This is a genomic window from Variovorax sp. Varisp41, from assembly GCF_047325085.1.
Classification (GTDB): Bacteria; Pseudomonadota; Gammaproteobacteria; order Burkholderiales; family Burkholderiaceae_C; genus Variovorax.
This window is the reverse complement of sequence record NZ_CP168540.1, coordinates 5,268,932-5,287,860: the sequence shown is the minus strand read 5'-3', so window position 1 is coordinate 5,287,860 and position 18,929 is coordinate 5,268,932. Positions and strand designations below refer to the sequence as shown.

17 protein-coding genes are annotated in these 18,929 nt (G+C 72.1%); 13 read left to right on the top strand and 4 right to left on the bottom strand.

What is annotated here, in order from left to right; genetic code table 11:
* Position 1 precedes the first annotated feature (1 nt).
* On the top strand, positions 2-925 hold the full coding sequence (locus ACEN9J_RS24420) for a LysR family transcriptional regulator (protein WP_413762287.1): 924 nt from the start codon (positions 2-4) through the stop codon (positions 923-925).
* Positions 926-937: 12 nt separating this feature from the next.
* Here ACEN9J_RS24420 and ACEN9J_RS24415 read toward each other — a convergent pair whose 3' ends face one another.
* Entirely contained in the window at positions 938-1,807 is an 870-nt protein-coding gene (locus ACEN9J_RS24415) for a UDP-2,3-diacylglucosamine diphosphatase (RefSeq protein ID WP_057596912.1), read from the bottom strand.
* A 94-nt stretch (positions 1,808-1,901) separates the two neighbouring features.
* Between ACEN9J_RS24415 and ACEN9J_RS24410 the strand changes: the two genes are divergently transcribed.
* Complete coding sequence (locus tag ACEN9J_RS24410) at positions 1,902-3,632, top strand: lysoplasmalogenase family protein (protein WP_413762286.1); 1,731 nt, start codon at positions 1,902-1,904, stop codon at positions 3,630-3,632.
* Between the two features lie 21 nt (positions 3,633-3,653).
* Here the strand turns inward: ACEN9J_RS24410 and dmeF are convergent, their stop codons facing one another.
* Together dmeF and ruvB are read right to left on the bottom strand one after the other, a co-directional pair.
* Positions 3,654-4,616 (bottom strand): CDF family Co(II)/Ni(II) efflux transporter DmeF, encoded by a 963-nt coding sequence (gene dmeF / locus ACEN9J_RS24405; protein ID WP_057590786.1) that lies wholly within the window; start codon positions 4,614-4,616, stop codon positions 3,654-3,656.
* A gap of 13 nt (positions 4,617-4,629) precedes the next feature.
* Positions 4,630-5,694, bottom strand: a complete 1,065-nt coding sequence (ruvB, locus tag ACEN9J_RS24400; protein ID WP_057590785.1) for a Holliday junction branch migration DNA helicase RuvB — start codon at positions 5,692-5,694, stop codon at positions 4,630-4,632.
* Positions 5,695-5,874: 180 nt separating this feature from the next.
* On the opposite strand from ruvB, the gene ACEN9J_RS24395 reads away from it, so the two are divergent.
* Genes ACEN9J_RS24395 through ACEN9J_RS24365 form a run of 7 tightly spaced genes read left to right on the top strand, consistent with a single transcriptional unit; the run spans position 5,875 to position 12,413 of the window.
* Positions 5,875-6,519: a CDP-alcohol phosphatidyltransferase family protein gene (locus tag ACEN9J_RS24395; RefSeq protein WP_057590784.1), complete on the top strand. Its 645-nt coding sequence runs from the start codon at positions 5,875-5,877 to the stop codon at positions 6,517-6,519.
* Complete coding sequence (locus ACEN9J_RS24390) at positions 6,516-8,321, top strand: bifunctional alpha/beta hydrolase/class I SAM-dependent methyltransferase (RefSeq protein WP_261211549.1); 1,806 nt, start codon at positions 6,516-6,518, stop codon at positions 8,319-8,321. Before ACEN9J_RS24395 ends, ACEN9J_RS24390 begins: the two co-directional genes overlap by 4 nt.
* Before the next feature lie 8 nt (positions 8,322-8,329).
* Positions 8,330-9,694 (top strand): phosphatase PAP2/dual specificity phosphatase family protein, encoded by a 1,365-nt coding sequence (locus ACEN9J_RS24385; protein WP_413762285.1) that lies wholly within the window; start codon positions 8,330-8,332, stop codon positions 9,692-9,694.
* Positions 9,687-10,127, top strand: a complete 441-nt coding sequence (locus ACEN9J_RS24380; RefSeq protein WP_413762284.1) for a hypothetical protein — start codon at positions 9,687-9,689, stop codon at positions 10,125-10,127. The genes ACEN9J_RS24385 and ACEN9J_RS24380 overlap by 8 nt, the downstream gene beginning before the upstream one ends.
* A complete protein-coding gene (locus tag ACEN9J_RS24375) occupies positions 10,124-10,837 on the top strand; it encodes a lysophospholipid acyltransferase family protein (RefSeq protein WP_413762283.1) in 714 nt (237 codons plus the stop codon). The genes ACEN9J_RS24380 and ACEN9J_RS24375 overlap by 4 nt, the downstream gene beginning before the upstream one ends.
* Positions 10,834-11,790 carry a phosphatidate cytidylyltransferase gene (locus ACEN9J_RS24370; RefSeq protein ID WP_057590780.1) on the top strand — a complete coding sequence of 319 codons (957 nt, stop codon included), beginning with the start codon at positions 10,834-10,836 and terminating at the stop codon, positions 11,788-11,790. The genes ACEN9J_RS24375 and ACEN9J_RS24370 overlap by 4 nt, the downstream gene beginning before the upstream one ends.
* Entirely contained in the window at positions 11,787-12,413 is a 627-nt protein-coding gene (locus ACEN9J_RS24365; RefSeq protein ID WP_409976536.1) for a YdeI/OmpD-associated family protein, read from the top strand. The genes ACEN9J_RS24370 and ACEN9J_RS24365 overlap by 4 nt, the downstream gene beginning before the upstream one ends.
* A gap of 1 nt (position 12,414) precedes the next feature.
* On the opposite strand, the gene ACEN9J_RS24360 is transcribed toward ACEN9J_RS24365, so the two are convergent.
* Positions 12,415-13,029 carry a Crp/Fnr family transcriptional regulator gene (locus tag ACEN9J_RS24360; protein WP_261211554.1) on the bottom strand — a complete coding sequence of 205 codons (615 nt, stop codon included), beginning with the start codon at positions 13,027-13,029 and terminating at the stop codon, positions 12,415-12,417.
* Positions 13,030-13,299: 270 nt separating this feature from the next.
* Here ACEN9J_RS24360 and ACEN9J_RS24355 point away from each other — a divergent pair, with 270 nt between their 5' ends.
* The 4 genes from ACEN9J_RS24355 to ACEN9J_RS24340 are packed head-to-tail and all read left to right on the top strand — an operon-like array spanning position 13,300 to position 18,927.
* Complete coding sequence (locus ACEN9J_RS24355; protein ID WP_057590778.1) at positions 13,300-14,364, top strand: porin; 1,065 nt, start codon at positions 13,300-13,302, stop codon at positions 14,362-14,364.
* Positions 14,365-14,384: 20 nt separating this feature from the next.
* A complete protein-coding gene (locus ACEN9J_RS24350) occupies positions 14,385-16,520 on the top strand; it encodes an acetate--CoA ligase family protein (protein ID WP_413762282.1) in 2,136 nt (711 codons plus the stop codon).
* Positions 16,517-17,491, top strand: a complete 975-nt coding sequence (locus tag ACEN9J_RS24345; protein WP_261211557.1) for a Bug family tripartite tricarboxylate transporter substrate binding protein — start codon at positions 16,517-16,519, stop codon at positions 17,489-17,491. Before ACEN9J_RS24350 ends, ACEN9J_RS24345 begins: the two co-directional genes overlap by 4 nt.
* A gap of 47 nt (positions 17,492-17,538) precedes the next feature.
* Entirely contained in the window at positions 17,539-18,927 is a 1,389-nt protein-coding gene (locus ACEN9J_RS24340) for a DUF1254 domain-containing protein (protein WP_413762281.1), read from the top strand.
* Positions 18,928-18,929: the final 2 nt, after the last annotated feature.

Here is an 18,929-nt window from a genome sequence, read left to right as displayed (position 1 = left end):
CATGCCCCGCGTCGACCTCAACCTGTTGCCCGCCCTCGATGCCCTGCTGACCGAGGGCAGCGTGACCGGCGCGGCGCGGCGGCTCGAGCTCAGCGTGTCCGCCATGAGCCGCACGCTCACGCGCCTGCGCGAGGCCACGGGCGACCGGCTCTTGCTGCAGGCCGGCCGCGGCCTCGTGCTCACGCCCTACGCGATGCGGCTGCGCGAACGCATCCCGGCGCTGGCGCGCGAGGCACAGGCCGCGCTGGCCCCGGCCGACCATGCGCTGCAGATCGCCACGCTCGACCAATGCTTCACGCTGCGCGCCGGCGAGGGCTTCATCGACCTGCTCGCCGCGCCCTTGCTGGCGCGGATCCGGCAGGCCGCGCCGCGGGTGCGGCTTCGCTTCGCGCCCAAGCCCGACTGGGACGCCCGGCCGCTGCGCGAGGGCGGAATCGACCTGGAGCTCGGCACGGTGAAAACCACGGCGCCCGAACTGCGCACGCGCCGGCTGTTCCGCGACCGCTACGTGGGCGTGTGCCGCAGCGGCCATCCGCTGCTCGACGAGACGGAGATCGCCGCCGAACGCTATGCGGCCTGCGGCCACGTGGTGGCCTCGCGCGCCGGCGAGATGGACCATCCGGTCGACGACGCGCTGGCCGCGCGCGGCCTGTCGCGGCAGGTGGCGATGGTGGTGCCGGCCTACACCCACGCGATGCAGGTCGCGCGGCAGTCCGACCTGCTGGCCGTTGTCCCGCACTCCTGCCTCGGCAATCCGTTCACGCCCGGCCATGCCGCGGCCCTGGGCCTGCGGCACTTCGAGCTGCCCGTGCCGACACCGCCCTTCAACGTCTCGGCGATCTGGCATCCGCGGCTCGACCAGGATGCCTCGCACCGCTGGTTGCGCGGCGAGGTGCTGGCGCTGTGCGAAGCCGCCTATCCCTGAACGGGACGGGTCTCAGGCCGCCACGGCCTCGCGCGCCGGCGCGACCTTCGACGGCACCGGCATGTGCGCCGACCATTCGATGATCTCGAGCTGTCCATCGGCATGCTCGGCCAGCGCCGTGAGGCTCTCGACCCAGTCGCCGTCGTTGCAGTAGAGGATGCCGTCGATGTCGCGCATCTCGGCATGGTGGATGTGGCCGCAGACCACGCCCTGCGCGCCGCGGTTGCGGGCCTCGCGCGCCACGGCGTTCTCGAAGTCGCCGACGTAGCTCACGGCGCGCTTGACCTTGCCCTTGAGGTACTTCGACAGCGACCAGTACGGCAGCCCCAGGCGCGCGCGCAGCGAGTTGAGGTGGCGGTTGAGCTTGAGCGTGAATTCGTAGAGCGAGTCGCCCACGTAGGCCAGCCACTTGGCGCACTGGATCACGCCGTCGAACAGGTCGCCGTGGATGATCCAGAGCTTGCGGCCGTCGGCGGTCTCGTGGATCCATTCCTCGGCCACGTCGATGCCGCCGAAGTTGTGATTGAGGTACTTGCGCGCGAACTCGTCGTGGTTGCCCGGGATGAAGATCACGCGCGTGCCCTTGCGCGCCTTGCGCAGCAGCTTCTGGATCACGTCGTTGTGCGCCTGCGGCCAGTACCAGTGCCGCTTGAGCTGCCAGCCGTCGATGATGTCGCCGACCAGGAACAGGGTCTCGCACTCGGTGTGCTTGAGGAAGTCCAGCAACGCCCGCGCCTGGCAGCCTGGCGTTCCGAGGTGCAGGTCGGAGATCCACAGCGTCCTGAAACGCTGAACCGGACGCGAAACGTCCTCGTCCTCCGCCTCGGGGGGCTGGACCGCGGTGTCGCGCCATGCGCGCAGAAAAGCATCGTCGCGTTGCATGGACCGATAGATTGGCGGTCCCGCATGACCCGGCCATGGCAAGTGCGTGACATCCCGATGACGTCCCCACGCAGGCGCGGCCCACAATCGCGCGATGCGCCCTGGCCAGATCATCGTCCTCGCGACCCCCGTCTTCTTCCTGCTGATCGCGATCGAGTTCGCGGTCGGCCGCGTGCGCGCGCGCCGCGGCACGGGGCAGGACACCTACCGCCTCGCCGACGCGGTCAACAGCATCGGCCTGGGCATGCTGAGCCAGATCAGCGCGGTGCTCACCGGCCTGCTGCGCATCGGCATCTACACGGCGGTGTACTCGGCCGTGGCGCTGTTCCCCGACACCGACTTCTGGACCACCTGGTACGGCTGGCTGCTGGCGCTGGTGTTCTACGACTTCTGCTACTACTGGCTGCACCGCATGGGCCACGAGTCGGCCGTGCTGTGGGCCGCGCACGTGGTGCACCACCAGAGCCAGCACTACAACCTCTCGACCGCGCTGCGCCAGACCTCGAGCGGCGCGCTGCTGGGCTGGATCTTCTACCTGCCGATGGCGGCCGCGGGCGTGCCGCCGCTGGTGTTCGCCGTGGTCTCGCTGGTCGACCTGCTCTACCAGTTCTGGGTCCACACCGAGCAGGTCGGCAAGCTCGGCTGGTTCGACCGCTGGTTCTGCTCGCCCTCGAACCACCGCGTGCACCACGCGGTCAACGACCGCTACCTCGACCGCAACTACGGCGGCATCCTGATCGTGTGGGACCGGCTGTTCGGCAGCTTCAAGGAAGAGGACGAGCGCTGCGTCTACGGCACGCGCAGCCCGCTCGCGAGCTGGGACCCGCTGTGGGCCAACGCCGAGGTCTACTGGGGCCTGGCCAGGGATTCATGGCATGCGCGCAGCTGGGCCGACAAGCTGCGCGTGTGGCTCAAGCCGCCGGGCTGGCGGCCGGCCGACGTGGCGGCGCGCTTTCCGAAGCCGGCCTTCGACATCGCGCAGGTGCGGCGCTACGAGCCCGAAGTGGGCCGCGGCGCGCAGTGGTTCGCGGGCGTGCAGTTCCTGCTGCTGCTCGCGGCCGTGGCGGTGTTCCTGTGGTTCTCCGACGGCATGCCGCTCTCGCGTTCGAGCGTGTGGCTGGCCGCGCTCACCGCCGCGCTGTGGGCCATCGGCGGCGTGCTGCAGGGGCGGCTCTCGATCGCCGAGGCGCTGCTGGTGGAAGCCGCAGCGCTGGCCACCGCGAGCGCCGCGCTCGGCCTGCCCTGGCTGCACCACGCGACCAAGCCGCTGGCGCTCGCGATCGCGGTCTTCATCGCCGCGCGGCGCGCGCTGGCGCGGCCCGGCGGCATGACGCGCTTCGACGCGCTGCTGGTCGCGGGCCTGGTCGGCTCGCTCGCGGGCGACGTGCTGCTGATGGGCCCGGCCTCGCTGTTCGTGCCCGGCCTCGTGTGCTTCCTGCTCGCGCACCTGGCCTACATCGGCGTGTTCCGCCTCGGCGTGGGCTTCTTCCCGCGGCCGACGGCGCTGGCGGTCACGCTGGCGATCGGCGCGGCGATGTACGCCTTCCTGTGGCTGGGCGGATTGCCGGCCGCGCTGCGCATCCCGGTCGCGCTCTACGTGCTGGTGATCGCCTGCATGGCGGCCCAGGCGCTGGGCCGGGCCTTCGTGCTGCGCGACGCCGCCGCGGGCTGGGTGGCGGCGGGCGCCTGCTTCTTCATGCTGAGCGACTCACTGCTCGCGACCAACCGCTTCGTGGCGCCGCTGCCGCTGGCGCAGCTGTGGGTGCTCGCGACCTACTACGTGGCGCAGACGCTGATCGTGCGGCACGCGCGGCCGCCGGACTGACGCCGTGCGCCGGCGGTCGCGTCAGTCGTGGCAGCGCTGGATCTCGACCGTCGAGTGCCGGATCTCCTCGTGCATCGAGAAGCAGGCCCGCACCTGGTCGGCCGTGAGCGTGGCCGAATGGGTCACCACCGTGAGCGCGCAGGCATAGGCCTCGCGGCCCACGCGCCACACGTGCAGGTCGGCCACGCGCGTGAGCGAATCGGCCAGGCCGGTCTCGATGCCCTCGCGGATCTCCTCGGCCACCGGGTGATCCATCTCGCGGTCGAGCAGCACGCGTCCGGTTTCCTTCAGCAGGTTCTTGGCCCAGACCGCGACCAGCACGGCGCCCACGATGCCCATCGCGGGATCGAGCCAGGCCCAGCCGTAGAACCAGCCGCCGAGCAGCGCCGCGATCGCGAGCACCGAGGTGGCGGCATCGGCCACCACGTGGATGTAGGCCGAGCGCAGGTTCAGGTCGTGGCCATGCTCGCCGTGCGCGTGGTGATGATCATGGTCGTGCGCATGCCCGTGGTCATGCCCATGGTGGTGATGCGCCCCGCCCAGCAGCCGCGCGCAGACCAGGTTGACCAGCAGCCCGAGCACCGCCACCGAGATCGCCTCGGGATAGTGGATCGCCGCCGGCGACCACAGCCGCTCGAGCGAGCCCACCACCATCAGCGCCGCCACGCCCAGCAGCATCAGCGCGCTCGCGAAGCCGCCGAGCACCTCGATCTTCCAGGTGCCGAAGGCGAAGCGCGGGTCGCGCGCATAGCGCCGCGCGGCCGCATAGGCGAAGGCGCTGAGGCCGATGGCCAGCGCGTGCGAGCTCATGTGCCAGCCGTCGGCCAGCAGCGCCATCGAGTTGAACCACCAGCCGGCGCCGATCTCGACCGCCATCATCGCGGCGGTGATCCACATCACGAGCCGGGTGCTGCGCTCCGCGCGTTCGTTGTCGGTGCCGAAGTGGTGCTCGTGCTGCCACGCGCTCAGGTCATGGGTGTGCATGCTGAAAAGTCTCTCAAGTTCCGAAAAGGTCCTGGCCCTCGGCGCGGCCCGAGGGCGGCGCCACGCCGAGGTGGCGGTAGGCGGCCAGGGTGGCGATGCGCCCGCGCGGCGTGCGCTGCAGGTAGCCCTGCTGGATCAGGTAGGGCTCGATCACGTCCTCGATGGTGTCGCGCTCCTCGCCGATGCTGGCCGCGACGTTGTCGAGCCCCACCGGGCCGCCGTCGAAGCGGTGCACCACGGCCTCGAGCAGCTTGCGGTCCATCAGGTCGAAGCCCTGCGGGTCGACGTCGAGCATGGCCAGCGCCTTGTGCGCGATCTCCTCGGTGATGCGGCCGTCGCCCTTGACCTCGGCATAGTCGCGCACGCGGCGCAGCAGCCGGTTGGCGATGCGCGGCGTGCCGCGCGAGCGGCGCGCGATCTCGAAGCCGCCGGCCTCGTCGGTCTCGACCTTGAGCAGGCCGGCGCTGCGGCGCACGATCAGGGCGAGCTCCTCGGGCGTGTAGAACTCCAGCCGCGCGACGATGCCGAAGCGGTCGCGCAGCGGATTGGTGAGCATGCCCGCGCGCGTGGTGGCGCCCACCAGCGTGAAGGGCTGCAGGTCGAGCTTGATGCTGCGCGCGGCCGGGCCCTCGCCGATCATGATGTCGATCTGGTAGTCCTCGAGCGCCGGGTAGAGGATTTCCTCGACGACCGGGCTCAGCCGGTGGATCTCGTCGATGAACAGCACGTCGTTGGGCTCGAGGTTGGTCAAGAGCGCCGCCAGGTCCTTGGGCTTCTCGAGAACCGGGCCCGAGGTCTGGCGCAGGTTCACGCCGAGCTCGGCCGCGACGATGTGCGACAGCGTGGTCTTGCCCAGGCCCGGCGGGCCGAACAGCAGCACGTGGTCGAGCGCCTCGCGGCGCTTGCGCGCGGCGCCGATGAAGATCTCGAGCTGCTCGCGCACCTTGGCCTGGCCGACGTACTCGTCGAGCAGCTTGGGGCGCAGGGCCCGCTCGATCGCCTCCTCGTTGGGCGAGGCGGGCGCGGCGGACACCACGCGTTGCGGGGCGGGGGCGAAGTCGTCGGTCTGGATGGTCATGGGCGCGGGGGGTGCGGCGAGTTTAGTGGCTGCCCCGCCGCCGCGGACGGCCCGCGGCCACGGCGCCACGAGGGCCTTTCGCGGGTTTCCGCGGGCTTTTGCAGGCGGGACCTGCGCCTACAGGAGCGCTCGCCTGCGCTGGCAGAATGCCCCGACCAGAATGAAGAGGGGATCACGACGGTGTCGATCTACGAACTGAAGCCGCGTTTCCAGGCCCTGCTTCGGCCGCTCGTGGTCGGCCTGCATGCACGGGGCGTCACCGCCAACCAGGTCACGCTGAGCGCCTGCGCGGTCTCGCTGGCCCTCGGGCTGTGGCTCTACCTGGCCGCGCCCTCGCTCGCGGCCTTCGGGCTGATCCCGGCCTGGATGTTCGTGCGCATGGCCTTCAACGCCATCGACGGCATGCTGGCGCGCGAGCACCACCAGCAAAGCCGGCTCGGCGCCTTCCTCAACGAACTCACCGACGTGGTCTCCGACGCCGCGCTGTACCTGCCCTTCGTGCTGGTGCAGCCCTTCAGCCCGTTCTGGGTCGGCACCGTGATCGTGCTGGCCGGGCTCAGCGAATTCGCCGGCGCGCTCGGCCCCACGGTCGGTGCCTCGCGCCGCTACGATGGGCCGCTCGGCAAGAGCGACCGTGCCTTCGTGTTCGGCGCGCTCGGCCTCTACGTGGCGCTCGGCGGCCCGCTGCCGGGCTGGACCGCCTGGCTGATGCCGCTGGTGGCGCTGCTCGTGGCCTGGACCGTGGTCAACCGCGTGCGCCGCGCGCTCGCCGAAGCCGAAGGCGCGACCGCCGCCACGCTAAAAGAAACAACAGGGATTCAATGAACGACAACACCACCGATTTCGACACCGGCGCCTCGCCGTCTTCCATCACCCGGCGACCGCTCGCGGAACGCCAGTTCCGCACCCACGACGGCGAGTCGCTGTTCTACCGCCACTGGCCGGCCACCGGCCCCGCGCGGCGCGGCGCCATCGTGCTGTTCCACCGCGGCCACGAGCACGGCGCGCGCATGGCGCACCTGGTCGACGAGCTCGACCTGCCCGACTTCGACTTCTTCGCCTGGGACGCGCGCGGCCACGGCCGCTCGCCGGGCCAGCGCGGCTACAGCCCCAGCTTCGGCACCTCGGTGCGCGACGTGCAGACCTTCGTGCAGCACATCGTCGGCGCGCACGGCGTGGCCGAGCACGACATCCACGTGATCGCGCAGAGCGTGGGCGCGGTGCTGGCCGCGACCTGGGCCCACGACTACGCGCCCAAGGTGCGCGGCCTCACGCTGGCCTCGCCGGCCTTCAAGGTCAAGCTCTACGTGCCCTTCGCGCGGCCGGGCCTGGCGCTGATGCACAAGCTGCGCGGCCTGTTCTTCGTCAACAGCTACGTCAAGGCCAGGTTCCTCACGCACGACCCCGCGCGCATCGCGAGCTACGAGAGCGACCCGCTGATCACGCGGCCGATCGCGGTCAACATCCTGCTGGGCCTGTACGAGGCGGCCGAGCGCGTGGTGGCCGACGCCAACGCGATCACGCTGCCGGTGCAGCTGCTGATCTCGGGCGCCGACTGGGTGGTGCACCACAAGCCGCAGCACCAGTTCTTCGAACGGCTGGGCAGCGCGGTCAAGACCAAGACGGTGCTGCCGGGCTTCTTCCACGACACGCTGGGCGAGAAGGACCGCGCACCCGCGGTGCAGGCCATCCGCGAATTCGTGCTGCGCCTGTTCGACGAGGCGCCCGCGCCGGTCGACCGCCGCGGCGCGCACCTCGAGGGCGAGACCGCCGAGGAATCGCGCGCGCTGGCCGCGCCGCTGCCGGCGCTGTCGCCGCGCGGCCTCTACTGGTCGCTCACGCGCGCCGGGCTGCGCTTCGGCGGCGGGCTGTCCGAGGGCGTGAAGCTGGGCCACGACACCGGCTTCGACTCGGGCAGCACGCTCGACTACGTCTACCGCAACGTCGCGCAGGGCAAGGGCGCCATGGGCCGCGCCATCGACCGCAACTACCTCGATGCCATCGGCTGGCGCGGCATCCGGCAGCGCAAGATCCACGTCGAGGAGCTGCTGCGCATCGCGATGGAGCGGCTGGCCGAGATGCACCGCGAGGTGCGGCTGATGGACATCGCCGCCGGCCATGGCCGCTACGTGCTCGACGCGGTGCTCGCGAGCCCGGTCAAGGCCAGCTCGATCCTGCTGCGCGACTACAGCGAGATCAACGTGCGCGACGGCCGCGCGCTGATCGCCGAGAAGGGGCTGGAGGACGTCGCCCAGTTCGTGCAGGCCGACGCCTTCGACCGCATGAGCCTCGCGAGCGTGACGCCGCGGCCCACGCTGGCGGTGGTGTCGGGGCTGTACGAGCTGTTCCCCGACAACGAGATGGTGCGGCGCTCGCTCGCGGGCGTGGGCGACGCGGTGGAGGACGGCGGCTACCTGGTCTACACCGGCCAGCCCTGGCATCCGCAGCTCGAGATGATCGCGCGCGCGCTCACCAGCCACCGCCAGGGCGAGGCCTGGGTGATGCGCCGCCGCACGCAGGTCGAGATGGACCAGCTGGTGGAGGAGGCGGGCTTCCGCAAGATCGACCAGCGCAGCGACGAGTGGGGCATCTTCACCGTCTCGCTGGCCCGGCGCACCGAGCACTGAGCGACGCCATGCGCGCCTGGTTCGCGGCGAGACCCTGGAAGCGCGCCGCCGGCTGGCTGGTGCTGCTGGGGCCGCTGTTCTACCTGACCTACGGCCTCGCCAACTGGTGGGCCACCACGCGCGCGCAGGTGCCATCGATGGCCTTCGCGTGGGAACGCCAGGTGCCGTTCTGGCCCTGGACCATCTTTCCCTACTGGACCATCAACGTCTTCTATGCGCTGTCGCTGTTCCTCGCGCGCGACCGCCACACGCTCGACCGCCACGGCGCGCGGCTGGTCAGCGCCACGCTGATCGCCTGCAGCTGCTTCGTGATCTGGCCGCTGCACTTCAGCTTCGGCCAGCCCGCGGTCGAGGGCCCGCCGGCCTTCCTGTTCGCGGCGCTGCGCGGCTTCGACCAGCCCTACAACCAGGCGCCCTCGCTGCACATCGCGCTGGCGGTGATCCTGTGGGACTGGTATCGGCAGTTCATCCGGCCGCGCTGGGCGCGCGCCGTGCTGCACCTGTGGGCCTTCGCGATCTGCGCCTCGGTGCTGACCACCTGGCAGCACCACTTCATCGACATCCCGACCGGCGCGCTGCTGGGCCTCTTCTGCATCTGGCTGTGGCCGCTGCGGCGCACGGTCTCGATGCCGCGCGCCTGGCGGCTCGCGCGCGATCCGCAACGCCGGAAGCTCGCGGCCTGCTATGCGCTGGGCGCGCTGGCCTGCCTCGCGCTCGCGCTGTGGGGCGGCGGCTGGGCGCTGTGGCTGGCCTGGCCCGCGGCCTCGCTGGCGCTGGTGGCGCTCAACTACGCGGGCTTCGGCGCGCGCGGCTTCCAGATGGACGGCCAGGGCCGCATGGGCTGGGCCGCGCGCTGGCTGCTCGCGCCCTACCGGCTCGGCGCGGCGCTCAACGCGCGGCTGTGGACGCGCGGCCTGCCGCCCGCGGCCGAGGTGGTGCCCGGGCTCTGGCTCGGTCGCCTGCCCACGCCGGCCGAATGGCAGGCCGCGGGCCGGCCGCGGCTGGTGAGCCTCAGCGCCGAGTTGCAGGTGCCGCGCGATGCCGCCGGCGCGCGCTGCGTGCCGCTGCTCGACCTCGTGGTGCCGCCCTCGCAGCGGCTGCGGCGCGCGGCCGCGGCGATCGAGGGCCAGCGGCGCGCCGCGCGTGGCGGCCCGGTCTGGGTCTGCTGCGCGCTCGGCTTCTCGCGCAGCGCGGCCGCGACCATCGCCTGGCTCGGCACGCATGGCGTGGCCAGTGCCGCCGACGGGCTGGCGACGGCCGAGGCCGCGGTGCGCCGCGCGCGGCCGCAGATCGTGCTGCGGCCGGCCTGGTTCGCCGCGCTCGCGCCGCTCGGCGCTCCCACCGTCACCACCGGAGCAGCGCCCCATGAATGACACCGACCGCGCCACCTGCGCCGCGCTCGCCGGCCTGCTGCGCGCGGCCGGCGTGCTGGCCCTCTGGGGTTTCGCGCTCAGCGCGATCGCGGCACTCGTGCTCGCGCTCACCTTGCGCTCGCTGCCCACCACGCCGAGCATGGCCTTCGGCGCCGTCGCCATCCTCGGCGTGCTCGAGCGCTACTTCGCGTTCCGGCTGCGACTCGACCAGGCACTGTTCGACGACCTCGCGCGCGGCACCATCGCCACGCTCGAGGCGCTCGACCAGGCGCTGGCGCGGCTCGGACTGCGCGCCGACGACGCTTCTTCCGCCGCGCGGCCGCTGGCCGACCGCGCGCAGGGCACCCGCCAGCTGCTGCAGCGCCACGCCATCGTGGTCGCCTGCCAGAGCGCGATGTTCCTGCTCGCCCTCATGACACAGGACCTCACTTGAACGACGCTCCCTCCCCCGAACCTTCGTCCGGCATCGTGCGCCGCGCGCTCGCCGTGGTCGCGGGCAAGCTGATCATCGGCGCCGCGGGCCTCCTGACCGGCGTGCGCGCCATCTGGTCGGGCACCAGCCCCAAGGCCGAGCAGACGCTCTACTTCGCCAACCACACCAGCCATGGCGACTTCGTGCTGCTGTGGGCCACGCTGCCCCCCGACCTGCGCGCGCTCACGCGGCCGGTGGCGGGGCTGGACTACTGGATGGCCTCGAAGCTGCGCCAGTTCATCGGCGCCGACGTGTTCAACGCGCTGATGATCCGGCGCGACGGCTCGGGCCAGGGCGACAACCCGGTCGAGCAAATGAAGGCCGCGCTCGAGGCCGGCGACTCGCTGATCATGTTCCCCGAGGGCACGCGCAACACCGGCGACGAGATCCTGCTGCCGCTCAAGAGCGGGCTGTTCCACCTCGCGCGCGCCTGCCCCAACGTGCGGCTGGTGCCGGTGTGGATCGAGAACCTCAAGCGCGTGCTGCCCAAGGGCACGCTGGTGCCGATCCCGCTGGCCTGCACGGTGCGCTTCGGCACGCCGATCGTGCTGGCCGAGGGCGAGGACAAGCTGAGCTTCCTGGCGCGTGCGCGCACCGCCATGCTCGACCTGCGGCCCGAGTACGACCGCCTCGACGAGACGCCGCAGCCGACCCCGGGGAGCGCCGCATGATCGAGCTCTCGCCCTTCGCGCAGACCACCCTGCAATTGTTCGGCGGCGTGCTCGGCGTGCTGCTGCTGGCCTCGGGCATCGGCGCCGTGCTCAAGTGGCGCGTGGCGCACGGCCAGCCGCATTCGGTGATCGACAACCTCAACGCGCGCGTCAATGCCTGGTGGGTGATGGTGGCGGCGATCGGGCTCGCTTTCGCCTTCGGCAAGGGCGGCGTGATCGTGCTGTTCTACCTGATCTCGTTCTACGCGCTGCGCGAGTTCATCAGCCTGGCCTACACCCGGCGCGGCGACCACCACGCGATCGCGGCCGCCTTCTACATCGGCCTGCCGGTGCAGTACTTCCTGGTCTGGATCGACTGGTACGGCCTCTATTCGATCTTCATTCCGGTCTATGCCTTCCTGGTGCTGCCGATCCTCGCGGCCGTGGGCGGCGACACGCGGCGCTTCCTCGAGCGCACCTCGAAGATCCAGTGGGGCCTGATGGTCTGCGTGTTCTGCATCAGCCACGTGCCGGCGCTGCTCACCCTGCAGATCCCGGGCTTCGAGGGCCGCAACCTGCTCTTGATCGCCTTCCTCGTGATCGTGGTGCAGGGCAGCGACGTGCTGCAGTACATCTGGGGCAAGCTGTTCGGCAAGCGCAAGGTGGCCCCCGAGCTCTCGCCCTCGAAGACCTGGGAGGGCCTGATCGGCGGCATCGCGAGCGCCACCGCGCTCGGCGCCGCGCTGTCGTGGGCCACGCCCTTCAACCCCTGGCAGGCCGCGCTGATGTCGCTGACCATCTGCCTGATGGGCTTCTTCGGCGGCCTCGTGATGTCGGCCATCAAGCGCGACCGCGGCGTGAAGGACTGGGGTTCGATGATCGAGGGCCACGGCGGCATGCTCGACCGGCTCGACTCGGTGATCTTCGCGGCGCCCATCTTCTTCCACGCGCTGCGCTACTGGTGGGTGCCGTGACGGCAGCAAAGAAAGCTCCGGCGAAGAAGGCGTCCACCGCGGCCGAGCGCATCGTCGACGACACGCCGGTCGAATGCGCCGACGCCGCCGCGCTCGCGCGCTGGTACGAGCGCCACCACGCGAGCCATGCCGGCGTCTGGCTGCGGCTCGCGAAGAAGGCCAGCGGCATCGCCTCGGTCGATACCGCGCAGGCGCTCGATCTCGCGCTGTGCCATGGCTGGATCGACGGCCAGCGCAAGAGCGAGAGCGACACGCATTTCCTGCAGCGCTACACGCCGCGCACGAAGCGCAGCACCTGGTCGCAGATCAACCGCGCCAAGGCGCTGCGGCTGATCGAGGAAGGCCGCATGCAGCCCGGCGGCCTGGCCGAGGTGGAACGCGCCAAGGCCGACGGCCGCTGGGAGGCCGCCTACGAGGCCTCGAGCGTAGCAACCGTGCCGCCCGACCTGCGGGCCGCGCTCGACGCCAACAGGAAGGCCGCGAAGTTCTTCGCCGCGCTCGATGCGCGCAACCGCTTCGCGGTGCTGTTCCGCACCCAGAGCGCGAAGAAGCCCGAGACCCGCGCGCGGCGCATCGCGCAGTTCGTCGAGATGCTCGCCAGGGGCGAGAAGATCCACCCCTGATTCAGGTCCCGGCCGCGATGCGCGCGAGCCGCTCGGCGTCGACGATACGGATGCGCTTGTAGCGCATGTCGATCGCGCCCTCCTCCACCAGCCGGCCCAGCTCCTTGTTGACGGTCTGGCGCGACAGCCCGAGCATGGCCGCGAGGTCGGTCTGCGACAGCCGCACCAGCGGCGGCGCGCCGTCCTCGCCCTGGCCGTTGTAGAAGTGGACCAGGTTCATCAGCGCCGCGGCCACCCGGCCGTGGATCGAGTTGAGCATCTGGTTCTGCAGCAGCACGATGCTCAGGCGCTGGCGCTGCAGGCCCAGCCGCGCCACGTCGCGCCACAGCAGCGGCTCGGCATCGAGCACGGCCAGCACCGCGTCGCTCGGCAGGTGCACGATCACCGAATCCTCGTGCGCGTGGTAGTCGTAGGCCAGCGGCACCTCGTCGAGCAGCCGCACCAGCGGCGCCACCTGGCCCGGGCCGAGCAGCGCGTTCACGTACTTGCGGCCGTTGGGGCTCATGCTGCTGATCTCGAGGCAGCCCGACACCACCACCAGCAACTCGCGCCGATGGCGGTCGTGCGCGAGCACCTGCGTGCGGCGACCGTAGCGCTCCAGGCGCGCCGACTTCATGAGCTCGGCGCGCCGCGCGTCGGGCCAGCGCGAGAACAGCTCGTTCCAGCGCAGCGCGCGCTCGAGCAGCGCCGCGTTCTCCTCGGCATCTCGTTCGGCGGTCTTGCGCGGTCGGGTCAGCGGGTTCTCCCTGCGGCGATGTTCGGGAATCTGTCAACGCATTGACAGATTCGGGGGGCGGTCGTTTCTATCGTAAGCACCGGACACCGACAAGCACACAAGCGGCAGCCGCCCTCGACGGGCGGCGAGCCTCACCGGAGACAAGACGACATGAAGAAGACAGCCGCCGCGGGCCTCGCGCTCGCGGCCTCCTCCTCGCTCGCGCTCGCCCAGGGCAGCGTGACGATCTTCGGCACCGCCGACCTCTACCTGGCCCACGCGAAGTCGGGACCGAGCTCCTCGACGCGGCTCGAGGACGGCGGCCAGACCGCGTCGCGCCTCGGCTTTCGCGGCGCGGAGGACCTGGGCGGCGGCTTCGATGCGCACTTCACGCTCGAGGCCGGCTTCGCGCCCGACACCGGCAAGGGCACGCTGGCCGGTCCCGAGATCGCGTTCACGCGCCAGTCCTTCGTCGGCCTGTCGACGCCCTGGGGCCAGGTCGACGCGGGCCGCATGTACACGCCGATGTTCTACACGCTGTTCAAGGCCGATCCCTATGGCGTGAACTCGGTGTTCTCGCCGATCAACCTGGTGGCCGCCACCGACGCGCAGCCCGGCCTGCTGCCCTTCGCGGCGCGCGCCAGCAACATGGTGCGCTACCGCACGCCGGCCATCGCCGATTTCTACGCCGACATCGCCTATGCGCCCGGCGAGGCCAGCGCCGCGAGCCACAGCAGCGGCACGCTCTACGGCGGCAGCCTCAGCTGGGGGCGCAAGCCCTACTACGTGGGCTATGCCTTCCAGCGCGCGCGCTCGGGCTCGGCCGCCGCGCCCGTGGCCGAGCCGAGCACCAGCACCTACCAGGCGCTGAGCGCGGCCTACGACTGGGAGGCGATCGGGCTGCAGCTCTACGCCAACTACGTGCGCAACAGCTCGAGCCTGCCCGGCGTGCCGAGCGCGAAGCTCGCGAGCCTCGGCCTCACCTACAACATCACGCCGGCCTCGAACCTGATGTTCGAGGCCATGCAGCGCAAGGTGGACGCGAGCGAGCGTTCGCAGCTGGCCTGGACCCTGGGCTACGACTACTACCTGAGCAAGCGCACCGTGCTCTACGCGCGCTGGCTGCGGCTGCTCAACCGGCATGGCGCCTCGGCCACGCTCGCCACGGTCGCGGTCGCGCCCGACAGCGGCAACGGCGTGCGCGTGCTCGCGACCGGCATCCGCCACAACTTCTGAAACCCCTCGTCGCCTCTTCCATGGATTTCTTCAGCTCCCAGACCGAATCCCTGTCGGCCCTGTTCGCGCCGCGTTCCATCGCGGTGGTCGGCGCCTCCTCCAACCCGCAGAAGATCGGCGGCATCCCGGTCGACTACCAGCGCCGCTTCGGCTTCGACGGCGCGCTCTACCCGGTCAACCCGAACGCCGAACGCATCCAGGAGCTGCGGGCCTGGCCCAGCCTGCGCGCCATCGGCGAGCCGGTGGACCTCGCGATCCTCTCGGTGCCGGCCGCGCTGGTCGATGCGGCGCTCGACGACGCGATCGAAGCGAAGGTCAAGGGCGTGGTGCTGTTCTCCTCGGGCTTCGCCGAGACCGGCGCCGAAGGCACGGCCGCGCAGGCGCGGCTCGGCGCCAAGGCCCGCGCGGCCGGCCTGCGGCTCATCGGGCCCAACTGCCTGGGCTTCATGAACATCGCGCACAAGGTCTACGCCACCTTCTCGCCCGCGCCCGGCGTGGGCCGCGTGGCGCCGGGGCGCATCGGGCTGGTGAGCCAGTCGGGCGCCTTCGGTGCCTATGCCTACGCGATGGCGCGCGAGCGCGGCGTCGGCCTGTCGCTGTGGGCCACCACCGGCAACGAGGCCGACCTGCAGTTCGCCGACTGCCTGGCCTGGCTCGCGCAGGACCCGGCCACCGACGTGATCATGGGCTACATGGAAGGCTGCCGCGACGGCCCCCGGCTGCGCGCCGCGCTGGCGCTCGCGCAGGCCGCGGGCAAGCCGGTGGTGATGGTCAAGGTCGGCCGCACCGCGCTGGGCGCGCAGGCGGCGGCCTCGCACACCGCGGCGCTCGCGGGCGACGACGCGGTGTACGACGCGGTGTTCCGCCGCCATGGCGTGCTGCGCGCGCGCAGCCTCGGCGAGTTCTTCGACCTGGCGCACAGCGCCGCCGTGGCCGGCCGGCCGCGCGACCGCTCGATCGGGCTGTTCACGCTGTCGGGCGGCGTGGGCGCGCTGATGGCCGACGACGCCTCGGCGCAGGGCCTCGACGTGCAGCCGCTCGGCGAGGCCGCGCAGGCCACGCTGCGCGAGTGGGTGCCGTTCGCGGCGCCGCGCAACCCGGTCGACATCACGGGCCAGGTGACCAACGACATGAGCCTGCTCGAGCGCAGCGCGCGCCTGATGCTCGACGACCGCGGCTTCGCCTCGTGGATGGGCTTCCTCGCGGCCGCGGGCGCGTCGGATGCGTTCTGGCCCACGCTGCGCGCGCTGGTGGCGTCGCTGCGCGCGGCCTATCCCGACACGCTGCTCGCGATCAGCACGCTGCTCTCGCCCGAACGCCGCGCCGAGCTCGAAGGCCTGCGCTGCCTGGTGTTCGCCGATCCGTCGGACGGCATCCGCACCATCGCCGCGCTCGCGGGATTGAAGACGGATGCGCCGCATGCCACCGACACGCGCCCGGCCGGCGATCCGATCGCGCTCGCGCCCGGCGCGATGGCCGAGCCCGCGGCGCTCGCGCTGCTCGCCGCGGCCGGCGTGCCGGTGGTCGCGCACCGCGTGGCGCACAGCGCCGACGAGGCCGCGGCGGCCGCCGAAGCCTTCGGCGGTGCGGTGGCGCTGAAGATCGTGAGCGCGGACATCCCGCACAAGTCGGACGTCGGCGGCGTGGCGCTCGGCCTGCGCGGCGCGGCGCAGGCGCGCGCGGCCTTCGAGCGCACGCGCGACCATGCGCTGAGCGCGCGGCCCGAGGCACGGCTCGAGGGCGCGCTGGTGGCGCGCATGGCGAGCGGCGGCGTCGAATGCATCGCGGGCGTGCTCCGCGACCCGGTGTTCGGGCCGGTGCTGATGTTCGGCCTCGGCGGCATCCACGTCGAGACCCTGCGCGACGTGGCGCTGCGCGTGCTGCCGGTCACGCGCGAGGACACGCTGGCGATGGTGCGCGAGCTGCGCGCCTTCGCGATCCTCGACGGCGCGCGCGGCAAGGCGCCGGTCGACCTCGCGTCGATCGCCGATGCGCTGTGCGCGCTCGCCGACTTCGCGCTGCGTGCCGGCGACTCGCTGGCGAGCGCCGAGATCAATCCGCTGATCGCGCGGCCGCAGGCCGAGGGCGGCTGCGTGGCGGTCGATGCGCTGATCGTGGGCCGCGACCCGTCGCCGGCGGAAGGAGGCATCGCATGACGCTTTCGAAACGACGCCTGCTGCTGTGCGCGCTCGCGGCCTTCGCGGCCGCCGGCGCCCGCGCCGAATTCCCGTCGAAGCCGCTGCGCATCGTCGTGCAGTACCAGGCCGGCGGCTCCTCCGACATCCTCGCGCGGCTGGTCGCCGAGGGCCTGTCGAAGCGGCTGGGCCAGCCCGTGGTGGTCGAGAACCGCAGCGGCGCGGGCGGGATCATCGGCACCGACTACGTCGCCAAGAGCGCGCCCGACGGCCACACGCTGCTGCTGACGGTGCCGGGCCCGGTCACGGCCAACATCGTGCTCTACGGCAAGCTGCCCTACGACCCGCGCACCGACCTGCGCATGGTCTCCGACATCGCCACCACGCGCACCGTGCTCGCGGTGCATCCCTCGGTGCCGGCCAAGGATGTCGCCGGCCTGATCGCGGTGCTGAAGGCCGCGCCCGGCAAGTACGCGATGGGCTCCTGGGGCCCGGGCACGCAACCGCACCAGATCCAGGTCTACATGGACCGCGCCTACGGCCTGCGCACGCTGCACGTGCCCTACAAGGGCGAGAGCCCGATGGCGATCGACCTGATCGGCGGCGTGATCCAGCTGACCGTGGGCTCGATCGCCACGCTGCAGCCCTACATCGCGGCCGGCAAGCTGCGCGCGCTCGCGGTCGCCGGGCCGCGCCGCGCCAAGGCGCTGCCCGAGGTGCCGACCTTCGCCGAGCAGGGCTTCGCCGACGAGGTCTACGCGCTGACCGGGCCGACCTCGCTGATGGCGCCCGCGAAGACGCCCGACGCGGTGGTCGAGCGGCTCGGGCGCGAGGTCGCCGCGGTGGTGCACCAGCCCGAGGTCGCGCGCCGCATCGAGGAACTCGGCGCCGAGCCCGTGGGCAACCTGCCGGCCGAGGCCAGCGCCGCCTACCGCGCCTTCCTGCCCGTGACGCTGCGGCTCACGCAGGCCACGGGCGTGAAGCTCGATTGATTTCTTTCCCCTTCCTTCATCGCCACCAGCCAAGAGGTTTCGTCCCCATGAATGCTCCCGCCTCCCAGGCCACCGTCGACGCCGCGCGCCAGGCGCTCGCGCGCTCGATCGGCCTCGCCGCCTTCGTCTACGGCTATCCGCTGACCGAGACCTATCGCACCTGCGCGCTGCAGACCGCGCCGCGCGCCGAACGCCGCATCGGCACCTCGGCCGGCTCGGACGTGCGCGCGCCGATCAACACGCTGCACCATGCGCCGCGCCCCTCGACCCACGAGGACCGCGACGTGGTGACGCCGGCCAACGACCTGCTCTACACCATCGCCTGGATCCACCTGGCCGACGGCCCGATGCTGCTGAGCGTGCCCGCGGCCGCGCGCCATCCGGGGCGCTATTTCGTGCTGCCGCTGTACGACGCCTACACCGAGAACTTCGAGAACCTCGGGCCGCGCAACTGCGATCCCGCGGGCGAGACCGTGGTGCTCGTGGGCCCCGGCGGCACGGTGCCCGAGGCGCTGGCCGCGCACCGCGTGGTGCGCTGCCCGACCGACCTGGTGTGGCTGATCGGCCGCATCCTGGTCGGCGACGAGGCCGACTGGCCCGCGGCGCGCGCGCTGCAGTCCGAGATCCGGCTCGCGCCCGCGCCCGGCACGGTGCCGCGCGGCCGCCCGGCGGCGATCGAACGCTGGGTCGGCGAACCGGTCGATGCCATGGCGGCCGCCTTCGAGGACGGCGAGCCGGCCGCGCAGGTCGCGCCGCGCTTCTTCGCCAACCTCTGCCAGGCGCTCGCCGAGGCGCCGGGCCGCGTCGAGGACCGCGCGCTGGTGGCCTGGTTCGGCCAGGCCGGGCTGCGGCCCGACGCGGGCTTCGCGTGGGACGCGCTCGATGCGCCGCTGCGCGAGGGCCTGGTCGAAGGCTTCGCCGAGGGCGTGCGCGCGGTCGGCGCGGTGGGCCGGCACCACCGGCCCAAGGCCTGGGCCATGACGCCCGCCACCGGCCGCTACGGCAGCGAGTTCCTCGGCCGCGCGCGCACCGCCTACCTGGGCCTGGGCGCGCTGGCCACCAGCGAGGCCGTGTACGCCGCCTCGCACCACGACGCGAAGCTGGAGCCGCTCGATGGCCGGCGCCGCTATGCGATGCGCTTCGAGGCCGACGACATGCCGCCGGCCGACGCCTTCTGGTCGGTGACGCTCTACGACAGCGACCGCTTCCTCTATCCCAACGCGATCGGCCGCCATGCGATCGGCGACCGCACGCAGGGCCTCGCGCGCGGTGCCGATGGCAGCCTGGAACTGGTGCTGGGCCATGCGCGGCCCGCCGATGCCGCCAACTGGCTGCCCGCGCCCGCCGGCCGCTTCTACCTGATCCTGCGCATGTACCACCCGCGCGAAGGCGTGCGCACCTGGCGCATCCCGGCCCTGCAGCCGCGGGAGGACTGACG